General features: G+C 65.9%; 16 protein-coding genes. 7 read left to right on the top strand and 9 right to left on the bottom strand.

Going from position 1 to position 15,278, the window contains the following annotated elements:
* Positions 1–33 precede the first annotated feature (33 nt).
* Both pssA and JJT62_RS18365 read right to left on the bottom strand, forming a co-directional pair.
* Positions 34–852 carry a CDP-diacylglycerol--serine O-phosphatidyltransferase gene (gene pssA, locus JJT62_RS18370; protein ID WP_202074244.1) on the bottom strand — a complete coding sequence of 273 codons (819 nt, stop codon included), beginning with the start codon at positions 850–852 and terminating at the stop codon, positions 34–36.
* An 11-nt stretch (positions 853–863) separates the two neighbouring features.
* Positions 864–1,562, bottom strand: a complete 699-nt coding sequence (locus tag JJT62_RS18365) for a phosphatidylserine decarboxylase (protein ID WP_202074243.1) — start codon at positions 1,560–1,562, stop codon at positions 864–866.
* A 404-nt stretch (positions 1,563–1,966) separates the two neighbouring features.
* Between JJT62_RS18365 and trpC the strand changes: the two genes are divergently transcribed.
* The 3 genes from trpC to glp all read left to right on the top strand — a co-directional run bounded on the left by trpC (position 1,967) and on the right by glp (position 4,743).
* The gene (gene trpC, locus JJT62_RS18360; RefSeq protein WP_202074242.1) at positions 1,967–2,758 is read left to right on the top strand and encodes an indole-3-glycerol phosphate synthase TrpC; all 792 of its coding nucleotides are present in this window, start codon (positions 1,967–1,969) and stop codon (positions 2,756–2,758) included.
* 19 nt (positions 2,759–2,777) lie between these two features.
* Entirely contained in the window at positions 2,778–3,254 is a 477-nt protein-coding gene (gene moaC, locus JJT62_RS18355) for a cyclic pyranopterin monophosphate synthase MoaC (RefSeq protein WP_202074241.1), read from the top strand.
* Positions 3,255–3,525: 271 nt separating this feature from the next.
* Positions 3,526–4,743: a gephyrin-like molybdotransferase Glp gene (gene glp / locus JJT62_RS18350; RefSeq protein ID WP_202074240.1), complete on the top strand. Its 1,218-nt coding sequence runs from the start codon at positions 3,526–3,528 to the stop codon at positions 4,741–4,743.
* Positions 4,744–4,752: 9 nt separating this feature from the next.
* Here the strand turns inward: glp and trpD are convergent, their stop codons facing one another.
* From trpD to JJT62_RS18335, 3 genes are all read right to left on the bottom strand, one after another.
* Entirely contained in the window at positions 4,753–5,766 is a 1,014-nt protein-coding gene (gene trpD, locus JJT62_RS18345) for an anthranilate phosphoribosyltransferase (RefSeq protein ID WP_202074239.1), read from the bottom strand.
* Between the two features lie 139 nt (positions 5,767–5,905).
* Positions 5,906–6,520 carry an aminodeoxychorismate/anthranilate synthase component II gene (locus JJT62_RS18340; RefSeq protein ID WP_202074238.1) on the bottom strand — a complete coding sequence of 205 codons (615 nt, stop codon included), beginning with the start codon at positions 6,518–6,520 and terminating at the stop codon, positions 5,906–5,908.
* A gap of 315 nt (positions 6,521–6,835) precedes the next feature.
* Positions 6,836–8,002 carry an alpha/beta hydrolase gene (locus JJT62_RS18335; RefSeq protein ID WP_210340723.1) on the bottom strand — a complete coding sequence of 389 codons (1,167 nt, stop codon included), beginning with the start codon at positions 8,000–8,002 and terminating at the stop codon, positions 6,836–6,838.
* A 447-nt stretch (positions 8,003–8,449) separates the two neighbouring features.
* On the opposite strand from JJT62_RS18335, the gene pqqB reads away from it, so the two are divergent.
* From pqqB to pqqE, 3 genes are all read left to right on the top strand, one after another.
* Positions 8,450–9,379: a pyrroloquinoline quinone biosynthesis protein PqqB gene (pqqB, locus tag JJT62_RS18330; RefSeq protein WP_202074237.1), complete on the top strand. Its 930-nt coding sequence runs from the start codon at positions 8,450–8,452 to the stop codon at positions 9,377–9,379.
* Positions 9,376–10,134 carry a pyrroloquinoline-quinone synthase PqqC gene (pqqC, locus tag JJT62_RS18325; protein ID WP_202074236.1) on the top strand — a complete coding sequence of 253 codons (759 nt, stop codon included), beginning with the start codon at positions 9,376–9,378 and terminating at the stop codon, positions 10,132–10,134. Before pqqB ends, pqqC begins: the two co-directional genes overlap by 4 nt.
* Positions 10,135–10,277: 143 nt before the next feature.
* A complete protein-coding gene (gene pqqE / locus JJT62_RS18320) occupies positions 10,278–11,717 on the top strand; it encodes a pyrroloquinoline quinone biosynthesis protein PqqE (protein ID WP_202074235.1) in 1,440 nt (479 codons plus the stop codon).
* Positions 11,718–11,920: 203 nt separating this feature from the next.
* On the opposite strand, the gene JJT62_RS18315 is transcribed toward pqqE, so the two are convergent.
* Positions 11,921–12,394 (bottom strand): cupin domain-containing protein, encoded by a 474-nt coding sequence (locus tag JJT62_RS18315; RefSeq protein WP_202074234.1) that lies wholly within the window; start codon positions 12,392–12,394, stop codon positions 11,921–11,923.
* Between the two features lie 183 nt (positions 12,395–12,577).
* Between JJT62_RS18315 and JJT62_RS18310 the strand changes: the two genes are divergently transcribed.
* Positions 12,578–12,979: a flagellar export protein FliJ gene (locus tag JJT62_RS18310; protein WP_202074233.1), complete on the top strand. Its 402-nt coding sequence runs from the start codon at positions 12,578–12,580 to the stop codon at positions 12,977–12,979.
* Here the strand turns inward: JJT62_RS18310 and JJT62_RS18305 are convergent.
* Genes JJT62_RS18305 through JJT62_RS18295 form a run of 3 tightly spaced genes read right to left on the bottom strand, consistent with a single transcriptional unit; the run spans position 12,976 to position 15,276 of the window.
* Positions 12,976–13,536, bottom strand: coding sequence for a hypothetical protein (locus JJT62_RS18305; protein ID WP_202074232.1), 561 nt, complete (start codon positions 13,534–13,536; stop codon positions 12,976–12,978). The two genes, JJT62_RS18310 and JJT62_RS18305, sit on opposite strands and share 4 nt — an antisense overlap.
* Complete coding sequence (locus tag JJT62_RS18300; protein ID WP_210340722.1) at positions 13,527–14,393, bottom strand: DUF692 domain-containing protein; 867 nt, start codon at positions 14,391–14,393, stop codon at positions 13,527–13,529. Before JJT62_RS18300 ends, JJT62_RS18305 begins: the two co-directional genes overlap by 10 nt.
* The gene (locus JJT62_RS18295) at positions 14,350–15,276 is read right to left on the bottom strand and encodes a TIGR04222 domain-containing membrane protein (RefSeq protein WP_202074231.1); all 927 of its coding nucleotides are present in this window, start codon (positions 15,274–15,276) and stop codon (positions 14,350–14,352) included. Before JJT62_RS18295 ends, JJT62_RS18300 begins: the two co-directional genes overlap by 44 nt.
* Positions 15,277–15,278 lie beyond the last annotated feature (2 nt).

Genomic DNA, 15,278 nt, shown 5'->3' with positions numbered 1-15,278 from the left:
GAGTTCGTTAAACCTGGATTCGGAGCCCTGTTTTTACCCCTGCGTCTCCGCCTTCTCCGCCTCCGCTTTCGCCAGCGCATTGAAGCGCTTCACGCTGAACGGGATGGCGGCCAAAAAGGCGACGCTGACCACGGCGAGCAGCTCCATCGGATAGATCGCCAGGAGCAGCGCCGTCACGCCCACGCCGAAGAGCACCGGTATGAGGAGGTCGCGGGGAATGCGGCCCATGCGCTTGCCCGAGAAATGCGGAATGCGGCTCGCCATCAGGAAGGCGATGGCCAGCACATAGAGAATGTAAAAGGGCACGAGCGCCTTGGACGCCGGCAGCTCCAGCGCCGAGAAATGCAGATAGAGCGGCAGCAGCACAGTGACCGCGCCGGCGGGGGCCGGCATGCCGACGAAGAATTCCGCGTGCCAGGCCGGCTTGGCCGGGTCGTCGATCATCACATTGAAGCGCGCGAGACGCAGCGCCCCGGCGATAGCGAAAGCGAGAACCGCAAACCAGCCGAGCCCTTTGATCTCGTGCAGGCTCCACAGATAGAGCAGCAGCCCCGGCGCTACGCCGAAATCCACGAAATCGGCGAGCGAATCCAGCTCGGCGCCGAAGCGCGACGTGCCCTTGAGCGCGCGCGCCAGCCGGCCGTCGAGACCGTCGAGCACCGCCGCCGCCATGACGGCCGTCACGGCTTTCACGAAATCCTCCTCGATCGCATAGCGGATCGCGGTGAGGCCCATGCAGAGCGCGAGCAGCGTCACGAGATTGGGCAGCACCACCCGGATCGGGATCCTGCGGAAGCGCAGGCGGCGCAGCTCGAGTGGCGAAAGCTCGAGGTTCTGAGGATCGTCGCTCATATTTTTCTGCCTCAGCCGGTCTTGAAGGTCAGCGCCGGCGCCTGCGCCGTCATGTCGGCGAGCACGGTCTCGCCGGCGACGGTCCGCGTGCCGATCGCCACCATGGCGCGGGCCGATGACGGCATATAGACATCGACGCGCGAGCCGAAGCGAATAAGGCCGAAACGGTCGCCGACGCCGAGATTTTCGCCTTCCTTGACGAAGCAGACGATGCGGCGCGCGACGAGGCCGGCGATCTGCACGACGCCGAAGCGGCCGCGCGGCGTCTCGATGATCAGGCCGTTGCGCTCATTATCCTCGCTCGCCTTGTCGAGATCGGCATTGACGAAAATGCCGGGCTTGTAGGCGATCTTGGCGATGCGGCCCGTGACCGGCATGCGATTCACATGGCAATCGAAGACGCTCATGAACACCGATATGCGCTGCAAAGGCTCGGCGCCCATGCCGAGTTCCGGCGGCGGCAGGAAGAAGCCGATGGAGCAGACGACGCCGTCGGCCGGCGACACGACAATCCCTTCGCGCAGCGGCGTGACCCGCGGCGGATCGCGAAAGAAATAGACGCACCAGGCGGTGGCGATGAAGCCGATCCAGCCGAGCGTCGGGGAAATCCAGTCGAGCACGAAAGCCACGACGGCAAAGCCCGCGATGAAGACATAGCCCTCTGGATGGATGGGAACGAGGACCTTGCGAACGGAGTCGATGACGGACATTTAGGGCTCCCGCAGCGCGATTCCTGAGCAGAGACGCGACGGGGCCTCTTTGCCATGTTGCGCCGCCAAAGTCACGGGCGAGCGTTCGGTTTCGGGGGATCGGTATAATAGCGAGGCGATGCAGTTAGCCTCCGAATACCTCCCCTTGGTGGGGCTCACGCCGCAACGGCTGTGATGGGGCTTTACCCACTCGACCCCGCTCTCGCGGCGCACCCTCCCCGTAAAGGGGAGGGATTCGCTGACGCCCAGCGATCACGTGACTGTCCGATCCGAAAGCCGTTGACCATAATTCGCCCTCGGCCCACCCACGCGACCTCTTGTGGGATAGGCTTGCGCGTTGCGATCCGCTATTCAGTTATTGAATCAACGGCGGGGCGCGGCGCCTCCCGCTTTGGGCAAAAGACATGACCGATATTCTCGACCGCATTGAAGCCTATAAGCGCACCGAAATCTCCGAGGCCAAGGTGCGCATGCCGCTCGCGACGCTGGAGCGCAATGTGCGCGACCATGATCCGCCGCGCGGCTTCGTGCACGCAATCGAGACGAAGCTGAACGAGCGCCGCATCGCGCTCATCGCCGAAATAAAGAAGGCGTCCCCTTCCAAAGGCCTCATCCGCGCCGACTTCGACCCGCCGAAACTCGCCAGGGCCTATGAGAAGGCCGGCGCCGCTTGCATGTCCGTCCTCACCGACGGGCCGTCCTTCCAGGGCAGGCTCGAGGATCTGGAGGCCGCGCGCAAGGCCGCGCATCTGCCGGCGATCCGCAAGGATTTTCTCTACGATCCCTATCAGGTGTTCGAGGCCCGCGCCTATGGCGCGGACTGCATCCTCATCATCATGGCGGCCGTCAGCGATGAAGAGGCGAAGGCGCTCAACACCGCCGCCCATGATCTGCGCATGGACGTTCTGGTCGAGGTGCACGATGAGCGCGAGCTCGATCGCGCCTTGGCGCTGGAGACCCGGTTGATCGGCATCAACAACCGCAATCTCCACGATTTCTCGGTGTCGCTCGAAACCAGCGAGCGCCTCGCTGAGAAAATTCCGCTCGACAAGATCATCGTCGCCGAGAGCGGCATCGAAACGCACGACGACTGCCTGCGTCTCGAAACGTCCCGCATCTTTACCTTCCTCGTCGGCGAAAGCCTGATGCGGCAGAACGATGTGGAGGCGGCGGCGCGGAAGTTGCTGAACGGCTAAGCCAACCCTTCTCGGACGCATGACCAAGCTCACCCATCTCTCCGCGACCGGCGACGCCCATATGGTCGACGTCTCCGCCAAGGCGGACACGAAACGCCTCGCGCGGGCGCGAGGGCGCGTGGTCATGGCGCCGGAGACATTGGCGCTCGCTGTTGCGGGGCAGGCCAAGAAGGGCGATGTCTTCGGCGTCGCGCGCATCGCCGGCATTATGGCGGCAAAAAAGGCGAGCGAGCTTATTCCGCTCTGCCATCCCCTGCCCCTCACCAGCGTCTTCGTGGAGATCACGCCCGACGAATCTCTTCCCGGCCTGCGCGTCGACGTCGCGGCAGGCGTCACCGGCAAGACCGGCGTCGAAATGGAGGCGCTGACCGCGGTCTCTGTCGCCTGCCTCACCATCTACGACATGCTGAAAGCCGTCGATCGCGCCATGCGCATCGAGGGGGTGGAGCTTGTTTCAAAAGAGGGCGGCAAGAGCGGCGATTGGCGGCGGGAATGACGGTCTGGCGTTGTGAGCCTCTCATACCTCCCCTTTACGGGGAGGTCGGCGGCCAAAGGCCGCCGGGTGGGGCTCACGCCGCAACGGCGGTGGTGGGGCCTTACCCCACCCGACCCCGCTTTCGCGGGGCCACCCTCCCCGTAAAGGGGAGGGATGAGTTCACGCCCAGCATTCACGCAAGGCCCGTCATTGCGAGCGAAGCGGCTCTGGATTGCTTCGCTCCTCGCAATGACGGCAGACAGCAGCGCTTCGTCGAGCAAAAGAGAATCCTATGGCCGATAACAAGCTCCTCTCCGTCGACGACGCTCTCGCGCGCGTTCTCTCCGACGCCGCCCTTCTCGGCGAGGAAGAAGCGCCGCTCGCCGCCGCGCGCGGCCGCACGCTCGCGCGCGACCTCGTCGCCAAGCGCACCCAGCCGCCGGTCGATGTCTCGGCCATGGATGGCTATGCGCTGCGGAGCGCCGACCTCGCCGCAGGACCGCTGAAGCTCGTCGGCGAAAGCGCCGCCGGGCATGGCTATGCCGCGGCATTGAACCCCGGCGAAACCGTTCGCATCTTCACGGGCGCGCCCGTGCCGGCCGGCGCCAACGCCATCCTCTTGCAGGAAGACGCCGACGTTGCTGAGGGCGCCATTCGCGCCAAATCGGGCGCAGCGCCGGGCCATCACATCCGTGTGGCGGGTCTCGACTTCCGCGCCGGAGCCGCCGGGCTCTTCGTCGGAACCCGTCTCGGTCCCGCGGAACTGGCGCTCGCCGCCGCCATGAATCACGCCGCTCTCCCCGTCGCCCGTCGGCCGCGCGTGGCGCTGCTCGCTTCAGGCGACGAACTCGTGCCGCCCGGCGCCGAGCCCGGCCCTTCGCAGATCATCGCCTGCAATAGTTTTGCCGTTGGCGCGATCGCCGAAGGCGCAGGCGCTGAGGTGAGTGATCTGGGCCTCTTCCGCGATGATCTCGCCGATCTGGAGCGCGGCATCGGCCTCGCCCGCGCGGCCAAGGCTGATATTCTCGTGACGCTCGGGGGCGCCTCGGTTGGCGATCACGATCTTCTGCGCCCGGCGCTCGCCCGCCAGGGAATGACGCTCGATTTCTGGAAGATCGCCATGCGCCCGGGGAAGCCGCTCATCTCCGGCCGTCTGGGCGAGGCGCATATTCTCGGCCTGCCGGGTAATCCGGTGGCCTCGATCGTCTGCGCTTTGGTGTTTCTGGCGCCTTTGGTCCGCGCGCTGCAGGGCGATCCCAAAGCCGGAGCCGACCAGACGGAATCCGCCATCGCCGGCGCGAACCTGCCCGCCAACAAGGGGCGGCGCGATTATATGCGCGCGCGGCTGTCCCGCGACGCCGAGGGGCGCCTCGTCGCCACGCCGCAGCCGATGCAGGATTCCTCTCTACTCACCGAGTTGGCGCAGTCGCAGGCGCTGCTCATCCGCGAACCGGGCGACGCCCCTTTGCCGGCGGGCGCCCCCTGCCGGATTTGGCGCCTGCCCGGCTAAGGCGCGCGTTTACGCGTTGGAGTGCTTGACCAGCGCTTCGAGCTTCGCCGCCGCCGCGCCCGTATCGAGCGCTTTCGCCGCCAGCGCCGCGCCTTCGCGAAGGTCGGCGGCGCGCTCGGCCACCACCAGGGCGACGGCCGTATTCAGCACAGCGATGTCGCGATAGGCGTTCCGCGCGCCGGCCAGCACCGCGCGCAACGCCTTGGCGTTATGGGCGGGATCGCCCCCCACGAGCTCCTGTGTCGTGGCGCGCGGCAGGCCCGCATCCTCGGGCGTGATATCGAAGGCGCGGATGGCGCCATCCTCCAGCGCGACCACATGGGTGACGCCGGTGGTCGTCGCTTCGTCGAGGCCGTCGCTCCCATGAAGCAGCCAGACCCGCCGCGAGCCCATCTCGCGCAGCACGCGCGCCAGCGGCTCGAGCCAATCGCGGGAATAGACGCCGAGCGCCTGCCGCTCGACACGAGCCGGGTTGCACAGCGGCCCGAGCAGATTGAAAACCGTGCGCACGCCAAGCTCGGCGCGCACCGGACCCGCATGGCGCAGCGCCGGATGATGCGTCGGTGCGGCCATGAAACAGATGCCCGCGTTACGCAGGCAGGCGGCCGCAGCGGCGGGCGGAATGCCGACTTTCACCGAAAGCTCGCCGAGCACGTCCGAAGCGCCGGAGCGCGATGAGGACGCCTTGCCGCCATGCTTAGCCACCACCGCGCCGCAGGCGGCGGCGATAATGGCGGCGAGGGTCGAGATGTTGAAAGTGCCGGCGCCGTCGCCGCCAGTGCCGACGATGTCGATCGCGCCGGGCGGCGCCTCGACCGGGGTCATGGCGGCGCGCATCGCCTGCGCCGCGCCGATGATCTCCTCCACGGTCTCACCGCGCATGCGCAGGCCCATGAGGAAGGCGCCGAGCTGCGCCGGAGTCGCAGCGCCTTCGAAAATGAGAGAGAAAGCGGCGCGCGCCTCCTCGCGAGCGAGCGGCTCGCCTTCGGCGATGGCGGCGATATAGGGTTTGAAGTCTTGCATAGAGGGTCTGCCCGAGGGGCTGCCCCCTCCCTGTCCCTCCCCCGCAAGCGGGAGAGGGGACGCTCGCGATCCGCGTTCTGGATTAAGGCGACGGTCTGCCCCCTCTCCCGCGAAGCGGGGGAGGGTTGGGGAGGGGGCCCTACGCCACCTTCGCCCGACCGCGCTGCGCCACATTCCACTCCGCGGCAATGTCCAAGAAATTCTGCAAGATCTTATGGCCGTGCTGCGAGGTGATGCTCTCGGGGTGGAACTGCACGCCATGGGTCGGCAGCGTATTGTGCGAGAGCGCCATGATCAGCCCGTCGGGCGTCTCGGCGGTGACGCGCAGGCACGACGGCAGAGTCTCGCGTTTGACGACGAGCGAATGATAGCGCGTCGCCTGGAACGGCCCGTCGATGCCACGAAACACGGCGTCGCCGTGGTGCAGGATCGTCGCCATCTTGCCGTGGATCGGCAGCGGCGCGCGGATCACCTCGCCGCCGAAAACCTCGCCGATAGACTGATGGCCAAGGCACACGCCGAAGATCGGCACGGTCTCGGCGGCGGCTCTGATCAGATCCATGCAGATGCCCGCTTCATGCGGCGTGCAGGGGCCGGGCGAGAGCACGATGGCGTCGGGCGCGCCGGCCAGCACTTCCGCGACCGAAACCGCGTCGTTGCGATGCACCGTGACATTCGCCCCGAGCTGGCCGAAGTAGTGGACCAGATTGAAGGTGAAGCTGTCGTAATTGTCGATCAGCGTGACATTGGACATGGCTTTTCCGGCGCCTTGGCGTTTCGCGGCGAGAAGTTGAATTTCCCAATAGGCCGCGGGGGCGCGTTAGGCAACCTTTCCAGCCGTCAGCGCGGGGCTCCGCATCCAGGTTAACAAAGCCTACGCAGCCGCGTCATGCCCGCGCTTGTCGCGGGCATCCACGCCGGGACGTTACGACACGCAGGCAGAAGAAGCGGCGTTTGTTCCGCTCATGTTCTCAGCTCGCCGCGTCGGCGCGGCGTGGATGGCCGCGACAAGCGCGGCCATGACGGTAGAACACATCCGCTCGTTAACCCGAATTCGGAGCCCCTGCCGTCAGCGCCCCGCAACCGGCGGCAGCGGCGATGTCTCGACTTTCTGGACGGCCCCCGGAGGCGGCGGGGTCTGCGGAACGGTGGCGGTTCCTGTATCCTCGCCCCTGAAATCCGGGATCGCCTGCTTGTCCGAGTCCTGCGCGCGCGGCGCGGCGATATGCGCGCCGATCTTTCGCACGACATCGGGCGCCTCGGCGAAGGCGCCATGGCCGATGAAGTCCGTCGAGAAGGACGAAATATCATGCACGGCCACGCCGAGCCGGTCGATCTCCGCCTTATCCTGCGGCTTCGAGGGGTCCATGGCGCCGAGCCGCGGCCGATCGCCGGCGATCCGCGAGGAGAGCGACAAGGCGCGGTCGTTGTTGGCGACGAAGATCGAGACGCGATGCGGGTCGAGCCGCGCGACCTGCTGGCGGAAGACGTTGAGGTCGATGTCGGGATTGGCGAGCATCACCTCGCCGAGCTTGCCGTCGAGATCGGGATGGCCGGAAAGCGCGATGCCGCGCAGCGTCTCCATGGTGAGCCAGGAGCCCATGGAATGGGCGAGGATGTGAATGCGCCCTACCCCAGGCGTCCTGGCGAGCGAGAGCACCACCTTCTCGAGCGCGTCGCGCGAGACGGTCGCGGCTTCCTTGTCGGACTCGTAGTTGAAGAGGCCGCCGCGTGAATTCCACGAGAAAAGCGTCGGCACGCCGGAAAAGCCGCCATCGGCCACGACCTGGGCAAGGCGGAACCGCGCCTCGTCATGGCTGGTGTTGAAGCCGTGCACATAGAGCAGAATGTCGCGCGAGACGCCGATGCGGCCCGACACATGGGCGGCAAGCTCGCCGTAGAACTCCTCCTCGTCCATGTTACGCTTGGAAAGCACGGTGAAATGGCGGCTCTTGTCCGCGCCGCCGAAGCTCGGCCGCTCCACCGCGCCGGGGCGATGGTTTTGCGGCACGCCAATGGCGGTGAGAGAGAAATGCGCACGCCCGTCGTCCGTCGCGCCCTCCCCGCGCCGCGTCGAAGCGACAAAGAGCGGGATGCGATTGGGCTCGCCCTGCGGCCCCGAGACCATGGAGACGGCATTGGTCCAATGGCCGTCGACAGCGCGCATGCCGTCGGAGACGCAGCCGGAAAGCAGCGTCGCGGCGAGGAGGGTCGAAAGCGGAAGCGTGATGCGCAAAGTGGTTCGATCCGGCGCAGCCGGGAAAGTTTCCCGTAAGTGAGGTGGTGCGATGCGAAGCCTTGGCCCGGCGCTTTCCTTCTTACGCGAGAAAGCGACGAAAGCGGGGCGAGTCGGCCCGCGGTCCCGAGGCAAAGTTGCGAAGATAGGTTAAACAAAGGCGAACATATGCCGCACTTGCGCGGCCGCGCCGAGGGTGCATAGTGCGCGCCCAAAAGAAGACTGGGCAATTGGCTGAACGCCGGGCGCGATCCCATCCCTCCCCTGTACGGGTCGGGTGGGGCAAGCCCCAACCACTGTCATCGCGGAGAGAACCCCACCCGGCGGTCTACGACCGCCGACCTCCCCGTAAAGGGGAGGTATTGGGCGCCCGAGCGAGACAGATTGCGTTCGCCCGATTGCTCTCACAAGGGAGAACGGCGCTCGTTAGGAAGCGCTGTAGACGCGATGCGGATCAGAATCCTGGGCTCGGGCGCCGGCGGCGGTTTCCCGCAGTGGAACTGCAATTGCGCCAATTGCCGCGCGGTGCGCGCTCGCGCGCCGGGCTTTACGCCGCGCACGCAATCTTCGCTCGCCGTAAGCGCCGACGGCGCCAATTGGGTTTTGCTCAACGCCTCGCCCGATCTGCGTGAGCAGATCGCCGCCGCCCCGGCGCTCGCGCCGGCCGAAGGCGATCCCGTGCGCGCGAGTCCGATCAAAGCGGTGGCGCTCACCAATGGCGACGTCGATCACGTCGCCGGCCTGTTGAACCTGCGCGAAGCGCAGCCCTTCAGCATCTATGCAGCGGACCGCGTTTTGCAGGCGCTCGCAGCCAATCAGATCTTCACGATCCTGCAGGCGCAACTCGTGCCGCGCAATGAATTGCATATGGATGAGGCGACCCCGCTCACAGGCGCCGGCGTCGATCTCGGCCTTTCCGTCCGCGCCTTTCCCGTGCCGGGCAAGATCGCGCTCTATCTCGAAGACCAGAACGCGCCGAATTTCGGCACCTCGGCGGGCGACACGCTGGGCCTGGAAGTCATCGAGACGAAGACGGGCAAATCCTTCTTCTACATCCCGGGGTGCGCCAAGATCGATGCGCCGCTCGCCAACCGTCTGCGCGGCGCCGCGCTCGTCTTCTTCGACGGCACGCTGTTCCACGAGAACGAGATGATCGAGCAAGGTCTCATGGGAAAGACCGGCTCGCGCATGGGCCACGTCAACATGAGCGGCGAGGACGGCTCGATGGCCGGTTTCGCGCCGCTCAACGTCGCGCGCAAAATCTACGTGCACATCAACAATTCAAATCCGGTCCTCGACGCAAACTCGACACAGCGCGCCGTCGTGCAGGCGGCAGGCTGGGAGGTCGGCGCGGACGGCATGGAGGTGACGCTTTGAACGAGATCGCTACCGATTGGCGCGACGCCGCGCCGCTGCCCAGGACCGATTTCGAGGCCGCGATCCGCAATGTCGGCGTCGAGCGCTATCACGACAAGCACGAGTTCCATAAGCTTCTGCACGGCGGCAAGCTGCAAAAAGCTCAGGTCGCCGCCTGGGCCTTGAACCGCTATTGCTATCAGGAGGCCGTGCCGCGCAAGGACGCCGCCTTCATGAGCCGCGTCCATGACCGCGAATTGCGCCGCGAATGGATTCACCGCATCCATGACCACGACGGGCTCGGCGAGGAAGCCGGCGGCATCGAGCGTTGGCTGGTGTTGACCGACGCGCTGGGCTTTACGCGTGAATATGTCACCTCGCGCCGCGGCGCCCTGCCCGCGACGAAATTCGCGGTGGAAGCCTATGTGCGCTTCGTCGTGGAGCAGCCGCTCGTCGTGGCGGTGGCCTCGTCGCTGACCGAGCTTTTCGCGCCCTCCATCCATCGCGAGCGCATCGTGGGGATGCTGGAGAATTACGACTTCGTCGACGACCATGTGATGGCCTATTTCAAGCGCCGTCTCTCACAGGCGCCGCGCGACTCCGAATTTGCGCTGGGCTATGTGCTCGACAATGCGAAAACCCGCGCAGAGCAGGAAGCCTGCGTCGGCGCCGTGCGGTTCAAATGCAATGTGCTGTGGGCGCAGCTCGACGCGCTGCATCACGCCTATGTGACGCCGGGGCTGATCCCCCCGGGGGCCTGGCGGCCGGGGGAATAACCCCCTCCCCAACCCTCCCCCGCTACGCGGGAGAGGGAGTTGGCGGTGGCCTTCATCGAGTACGCTGATCGTGAGCGTCCCCTCTCCCGTGAAGCGGGGGAGGGACAGGGAGGGGGCGCCGCCCCGACGTAACCGGGTAACAAATGACCACACGCTACATCATCGGCCCGGACTCCCGCCCCGGCTTCACGCGCTATTCGCGTCTGCACGAAGATCGCCCACGCGCGCGCACCGTTATCCTCGCGCCCGAACGCGCCTATGAGCTCGACCCGATCGGCCTCATCGTGCTCAAAGCCATCGACGGCAAAACGCGCCTCGCCGATCTTTGCGCCAGCCTCGCGCAGCAATACGCGGCCCCGCTCGACGTCATCACGCGCGACGTAACAAATCTGCTGCAGGGCCTCGCCGACAAGCGCCTCCTGCGCGACGGCGTCGATCCTTTCGCGCCGCCGAAGCTCTCCGATTTCGCCTCATCCATTTCGCCCTTCACAGGCGGGCCCGCGGGCCTTCTCGCCGAGCTGACGCATCGCTGCCCGCTGCAATGCCCCTATTGCTCCAACCCGCTGGAGCTCGAGCGCTCGAATGTCGAGATGACGGCCGAGCAATGGGGCGAGACCTTCCGTCAGGCGGCGTCTATCGGCGCGCTGCAATTGCACCTCTCCGGCGGCGAGCCCACGGCGCGGCGCGATCTCGAAGAGATATTGGCCTATGCGGTCGAGGCCGGCCTCTACACCAATCTCGTCACCTCCGCCGTGCTGATCACGCGTGAGCGGCTGGCGCGGCTGGCCGAGATCGGCCTCGATCATGTGCAGGTCTCGATCCAGGACATCGTGCCCGAAAGCGCCGATCGCATCTCGGCCTTTGAAGGCGGCGTGCCGAAGAAGCGCGACGTCGCGCGCTGGGTGCGCGAGCTTGGCATGGGGCTCACGATCAATGCGCCCATGCACCGGCAGAACATCGCGCATTTGCCGCAGATCATCGACTTCGCCGTCGAGGTCGACGCCCAGCGCATCGAGATCGCGCATATCCAATATTACGCCTGGGCGCAGCTCAACCGCGCGGCTTTAATCCCGACGCGCGAGACCTTCATGGAGACGGTTGGCGTCGTCGAGGACGCAAAGAAGCGCCTGCAGGGCGTGCTCAACTTCGACTTCGTCATCCACGACCATTACGCGACGCGTCCGAAGCAATGTACCGGCGGCTGGGGCCGTTCGATCCTGGCGGTGACGCCTTCCGGCAAGGCCCTGCCCTGCCATGCCGCGCAGACGCTGCCGGGCCTTTCTTTCGACGACGTTCGCGAGCGCAAGCTCGCCGATATCTGGCTGAACGGCGCGGCCTTCAACGCCTATCGCGGCACGGACTGGATGAAGGAGCCGTGCACGTCCTGCGACCGGCGCGAGATCGATCTGGGCGGCTGCCGGTGCCAGGCTTTCGCCGTCACCGGCGATCCCACGGCGACCGATCCGGCTTGTCATCTCTCGCCGGAACATGCGCGTTTTGCGGCCTATGCCGAAACGGAGTCGCACGCGCCACCGCCGGACTTCATCTACCGGCGCGTCGGCGGCGCGCCGCAGAACTCTTAAACCAGAGCGCGGAATAGCGAGCCTGCGACGCGTGTCATTCCCGACGCTCGCTAGCGAGCGATCGGGAATCCAGAGCAAAACCGGCGCTTTTGGGCTCTGGATTCCCGGTCGGGCTTTCAGCCCGCCGGGAATGACACGTCCCCATGTGAGCTATTCAAACGGAAATGATATGATTGGCAGCCGCCAAAAGCGGCTGCCTTGGCTCAGTCGCGCATCGCGCCTTTCTGCCGGGGATCGTCGCGCGGATCGAGATATTCGATCTTCCATGGCCCCGTGCCCGACACCTGCACCACCGCGTCCTCATTGACCGTGAACCAGTGCCCCATGCCGGGGGTCGCGACGATGAAATCTCCTGCGTGCAGGAATTTCTCCGCGCGTGGGTCCAGACGCGGGCCTTCGCCGAACCGCAGCGTTCCCGAGATCACCGTCGCCGTTTCCATATCGGAATGCTTGTGCGCCGGCACCTGATAGCCCGCCGGCGCGCGCAGGCGCATGACGAAAGGCCCAGACTCCTGCGGATCGCCGAAGAGCACAGCAACGTCTGCGCCACGGGGAAGATCGGCGGGCGCCGGCTTCCACTCCAGCTCGTCTGCGAAACGCAAGCCGCTCGTCTGTGCAGCGGCGCCGTAAACCCCGAAGGCGCAGAGCGCGCCAAAGGCAAGAACAACAGACCGCATAGGCTCCGCCTCCCTTATCGCCCCCCGGGCGGAACATAGGGCGGCTCTCGACATCCGCGCTGGATACCCCTCGGATTCTTCGAACCCGGTAACCAAGGAGCAACCTACAGCGTGCATAGTTAAATTGTCTCGCGGAGTTAACGATTTGTTTTGCATGAGCGTCGCGTCAACGGAGTTCGAGGAATGAAATCGCGGGATACACTTGTCCGCCTGAAACGCTTTCAAGCTGAAGAGAAGCGCCGGCGCGTCCTTCAGCTCAACACGATGATTTCGGAGTTCACGCGCATGTCGAATGAACTCGACCGCGAGATTTCGACCGAAGAGCAGCGCGCAAACATCTCCGACCCGAACCACTTCGCATATCCGACCTATGCGCGCGCGGCGCGCGGTCGCCGCGACAATATCATGGCCTCGATCAATGAATTGCGCGGCCAGCTTGCGGATGCGGAAGCGCAGCTCAAGGACGCCAATGACGAACTCGCCAAGGCGCAGAGCCAGGAAGCGCGCGATCGCGGCGCCGAGCGCATGATCGACGTCGTCGCCGAGCGTCGCCACGCCGAGCACGCTTTCCGGCGCGGAGCCTAGAATAAGCGAAAGAACAATCTGCCGCGCGGCGCCCGCAGCCAAAGCCCGACGCGCTGGCGGGAAGTGACATCGACGCGCGCGCCAGTCAAAAGCTGGCGCGCGATCTCGTCTATGGGATAGGCGAAGCGCCGCATGAGAAAAAAGGCGCCGGGCCGCGCGGCGGCGACGAAGCCCATCTCATAGCGCGCCAGATCGCCGATCCATGGCGGGTCCATTGGCCGCGAGACCAGAAGCCTCGTCAGCGCAGCGGCGTCCGCGCGGTGGCGCTGTGGCTGTGGCGGGCCATCGATCGCCTCGAAAAGCAGCCGGTCGAACTCTTGTCCCAGGGCTTTCGCCGTCAGCGGCAAGGTTTTGCGCGCATCGAGCGCACGCTTGCCGAGGAGGCTGCGCGCGAAAGACTCAACCTCGCGTTTATCGAGCGCGGCAATCGCTTCCGTTTCGGCTTCGCTGAGCCCGAAGGCGTGGGCTACCCGATCACGATCTTCGAAAAATTCTCGGCGCGCCCCGGCGTCGGTGAAGATGCGCGCAAGCAGCGCTTGCGTCTCCCTTAAGGCCATCTTCCGCAGTCCTGCAACGGCGCGCGGGCGCGCGCGACCTCGTCAAGCAACTCGGCGAAGACCGGCAGACGCTCGTCGCGCTCCAAGATAACGCCCTTCACAGGCGCACGCGCCACGATGCAGTCGTAGAGCGCCCAAACGGCTTCGCTCGTCGCCGAGTCGTGGCTATCGATCAAGACTCCATCCCGCCAACGCCCGCCCGCGTAATGAATCTGCACGAGCCGGTCCCAGGGCCAGCGCTCGAAAGTCGCGTCGATGTCGACCTGCTGGTTGACGGCGTTGGTGTAGAGATTGGCCACATCGCAGAGCCACCCGCAGCCGGTGGCGTCGAGCGTGCGGGTGAGAAACTCGGGCTCGTCCATCTCGCCGCCGGGCACGCGCACGACGGTCGTGATGTTTTCGAGCAGGAGCGGCGCGCGGATGCGCTTGCGCACAGTGTCGACATTGCGCGCGACAACGTCGATCGCCTCTTGCGTATAGGGCAAAGCGGCGAGATGGCCGATGTCGACCCCGCCGGCGCGGGTGAAGCACAAATGCTCGCTCCACCAGGGCGGATCGATGCGCTCGATCAGGCGCGCGAATTTTTCGAGATAAGCGCTGTCGATCCCCTCCGCGCTGCCGATCGAAAGATCGAGCCCATGCGCGACAATCGGGAAATGCGCGCGAAGGAGATCAAGCTCCGCGAGCTTCTCGGCTGACGCGTCGAAATAATGGTCGGCGATGATCTCAAGGAAATCGACACGCGAGCGATTGGCGAAGAGATCGGCGCGAAACGGCGGCCGATAGCCGATCCCCGAGCCGAGCGCCGGCGCCTCAATCCCCGCCGCCGCCACAGCCGCCACACCCACTGCCGCCATCGCCGTTTCCGCAGGAGCCGCTGCAGCTCGAGCCGCAACTGCCGCCGCTCTCGCTGGAGGCGCGCTTGAAATGCCGCGCGAAGGCGGCGTCCGCCGTGCCCCTCAGCGCCGAGAAGCCATAGAGCCCAAGGAGAAAGAGCGACGCGCCCTCGAAAGCTTTTCTCTCTGTCGGCGCGCCGACGGCGAGGAGCGCCGCATCGAGCCGCGGGCGATAGGCAAGCTCCATCGCCTCGAGATAAGCGCGTCCGCGCCGGCTCGCATGGCTGCGCGTCGTCACATAAGCCAGCGCGAAAAGCGCGGCGACCGAAGCGATGCTGAGGAAGATGAGATAGGAGACGTTCGTGTGCCCCGTGCTCAGCGCGACATAGATTTTGGCGCCGGCGAAACCGAGAAGCGTGAGCGTGCCGAAGAGCTGCGCGCGCGTGCGCCACGCCTTCACGGACTCGGGCTTCACGAGGCCTTGCGCGGCAAGCCTTGCGTGCACAGGGTCCAGCAATTGGAGCAGCTCCTTGCGCGCCGCGCGGTTGCTGAACAGCTCATGCGCCTTGGGGCTCGCCTGAATCATTTGCAAAACGCGCGTCTGCAAAGGATCGAGCGCGCCGGGCTCCGGCTTCTTGCCGGTCGGGACGATACGGTCGTCTTTCGCCAGCGCCGCATAGCCATGCTGCACGAGATCATAGCAGAGGGTGCGGATGACCTGATTCACCCCGCCCTGCAGGAAGGCCACGTCCACAGCGTCGGGGCTCTGCGGCACGGGCGGCGGATGATCGCCCGTCCGATCGGCAAAGCGGATGACAAGCCATGCGGCGGCAAGCGTCAGAATGACCACCACGCCGTAGACGTTGAGAAAATCAGGGCCGGGAAGAGAGAGGACGTTCTCCAAGG

It is taken from the genome of Methylocystis sp. Sn-Cys, assembly GCF_016745395.1.
Classification (GTDB): Bacteria; Pseudomonadota; Alphaproteobacteria; order Rhizobiales; family Beijerinckiaceae; genus Methylocystis; species Methylocystis iwaonis.
The sequence above is the reverse complement of the archived record's forward strand: the minus strand, read 5'-3'. Positions and strand labels throughout refer to the sequence as shown.

Bases quoted from the DNA above. Each gene is read 5' to 3' on its own strand.
- pssA (WP_202074244.1), bottom strand. From the start codon at position 852: ATGAGCGACGATCCTCAGAACCTCGAGCTTTCGCCACTCGAGCTGCGC.
- JJT62_RS18365 (WP_202074243.1), bottom strand. From the start codon at position 1,562: ATGTCCGTCATCGACTCCGTTCGCAAGGTCCTCGTTCCCATCCATCCA.
- trpC (WP_202074242.1), top strand. From the start codon at position 1,967: ATGACCGATATTCTCGACCGCATTGAAGCCTATAAGCGCACCGAAATC.
- moaC (WP_202074241.1), top strand. From the start codon at position 2,778: ATGACCAAGCTCACCCATCTCTCCGCGACCGGCGACGCCCATATGGTC.
- glp (WP_202074240.1), top strand. From the start codon at position 3,526: ATGGCCGATAACAAGCTCCTCTCCGTCGACGACGCTCTCGCGCGCGTT.
- trpD (WP_202074239.1), bottom strand. From the start codon at position 5,766: ATGCAAGACTTCAAACCCTATATCGCCGCCATCGCCGAAGGCGAGCCG.
- JJT62_RS18340 (WP_202074238.1), bottom strand. From the start codon at position 6,520: ATGTCCAATGTCACGCTGATCGACAATTACGACAGCTTCACCTTCAAT.
- pqqB (WP_202074237.1), top strand. From the start codon at position 8,450: ATGCGGATCAGAATCCTGGGCTCGGGCGCCGGCGGCGGTTTCCCGCAG.
- pqqE (WP_202074235.1), top strand. From the start codon at position 10,278: ATGACCACACGCTACATCATCGGCCCGGACTCCCGCCCCGGCTTCACG.
- JJT62_RS18315 (WP_202074234.1), bottom strand. From the start codon at position 12,394: ATGCGGTCTGTTGTTCTTGCCTTTGGCGCGCTCTGCGCCTTCGGGGTT.
- JJT62_RS18310 (WP_202074233.1), top strand. From the start codon at position 12,578: ATGAAATCGCGGGATACACTTGTCCGCCTGAAACGCTTTCAAGCTGAA.
- JJT62_RS18305 (WP_202074232.1), bottom strand. From the start codon at position 13,536: ATGGCCTTAAGGGAGACGCAAGCGCTGCTTGCGCGCATCTTCACCGAC.
- JJT62_RS18300 (WP_210340722.1), bottom strand. From the start codon at position 14,393: ATGGCGGCAGTGGGTGTGGCGGCTGTGGCGGCGGCGGGGATTGAGGCG.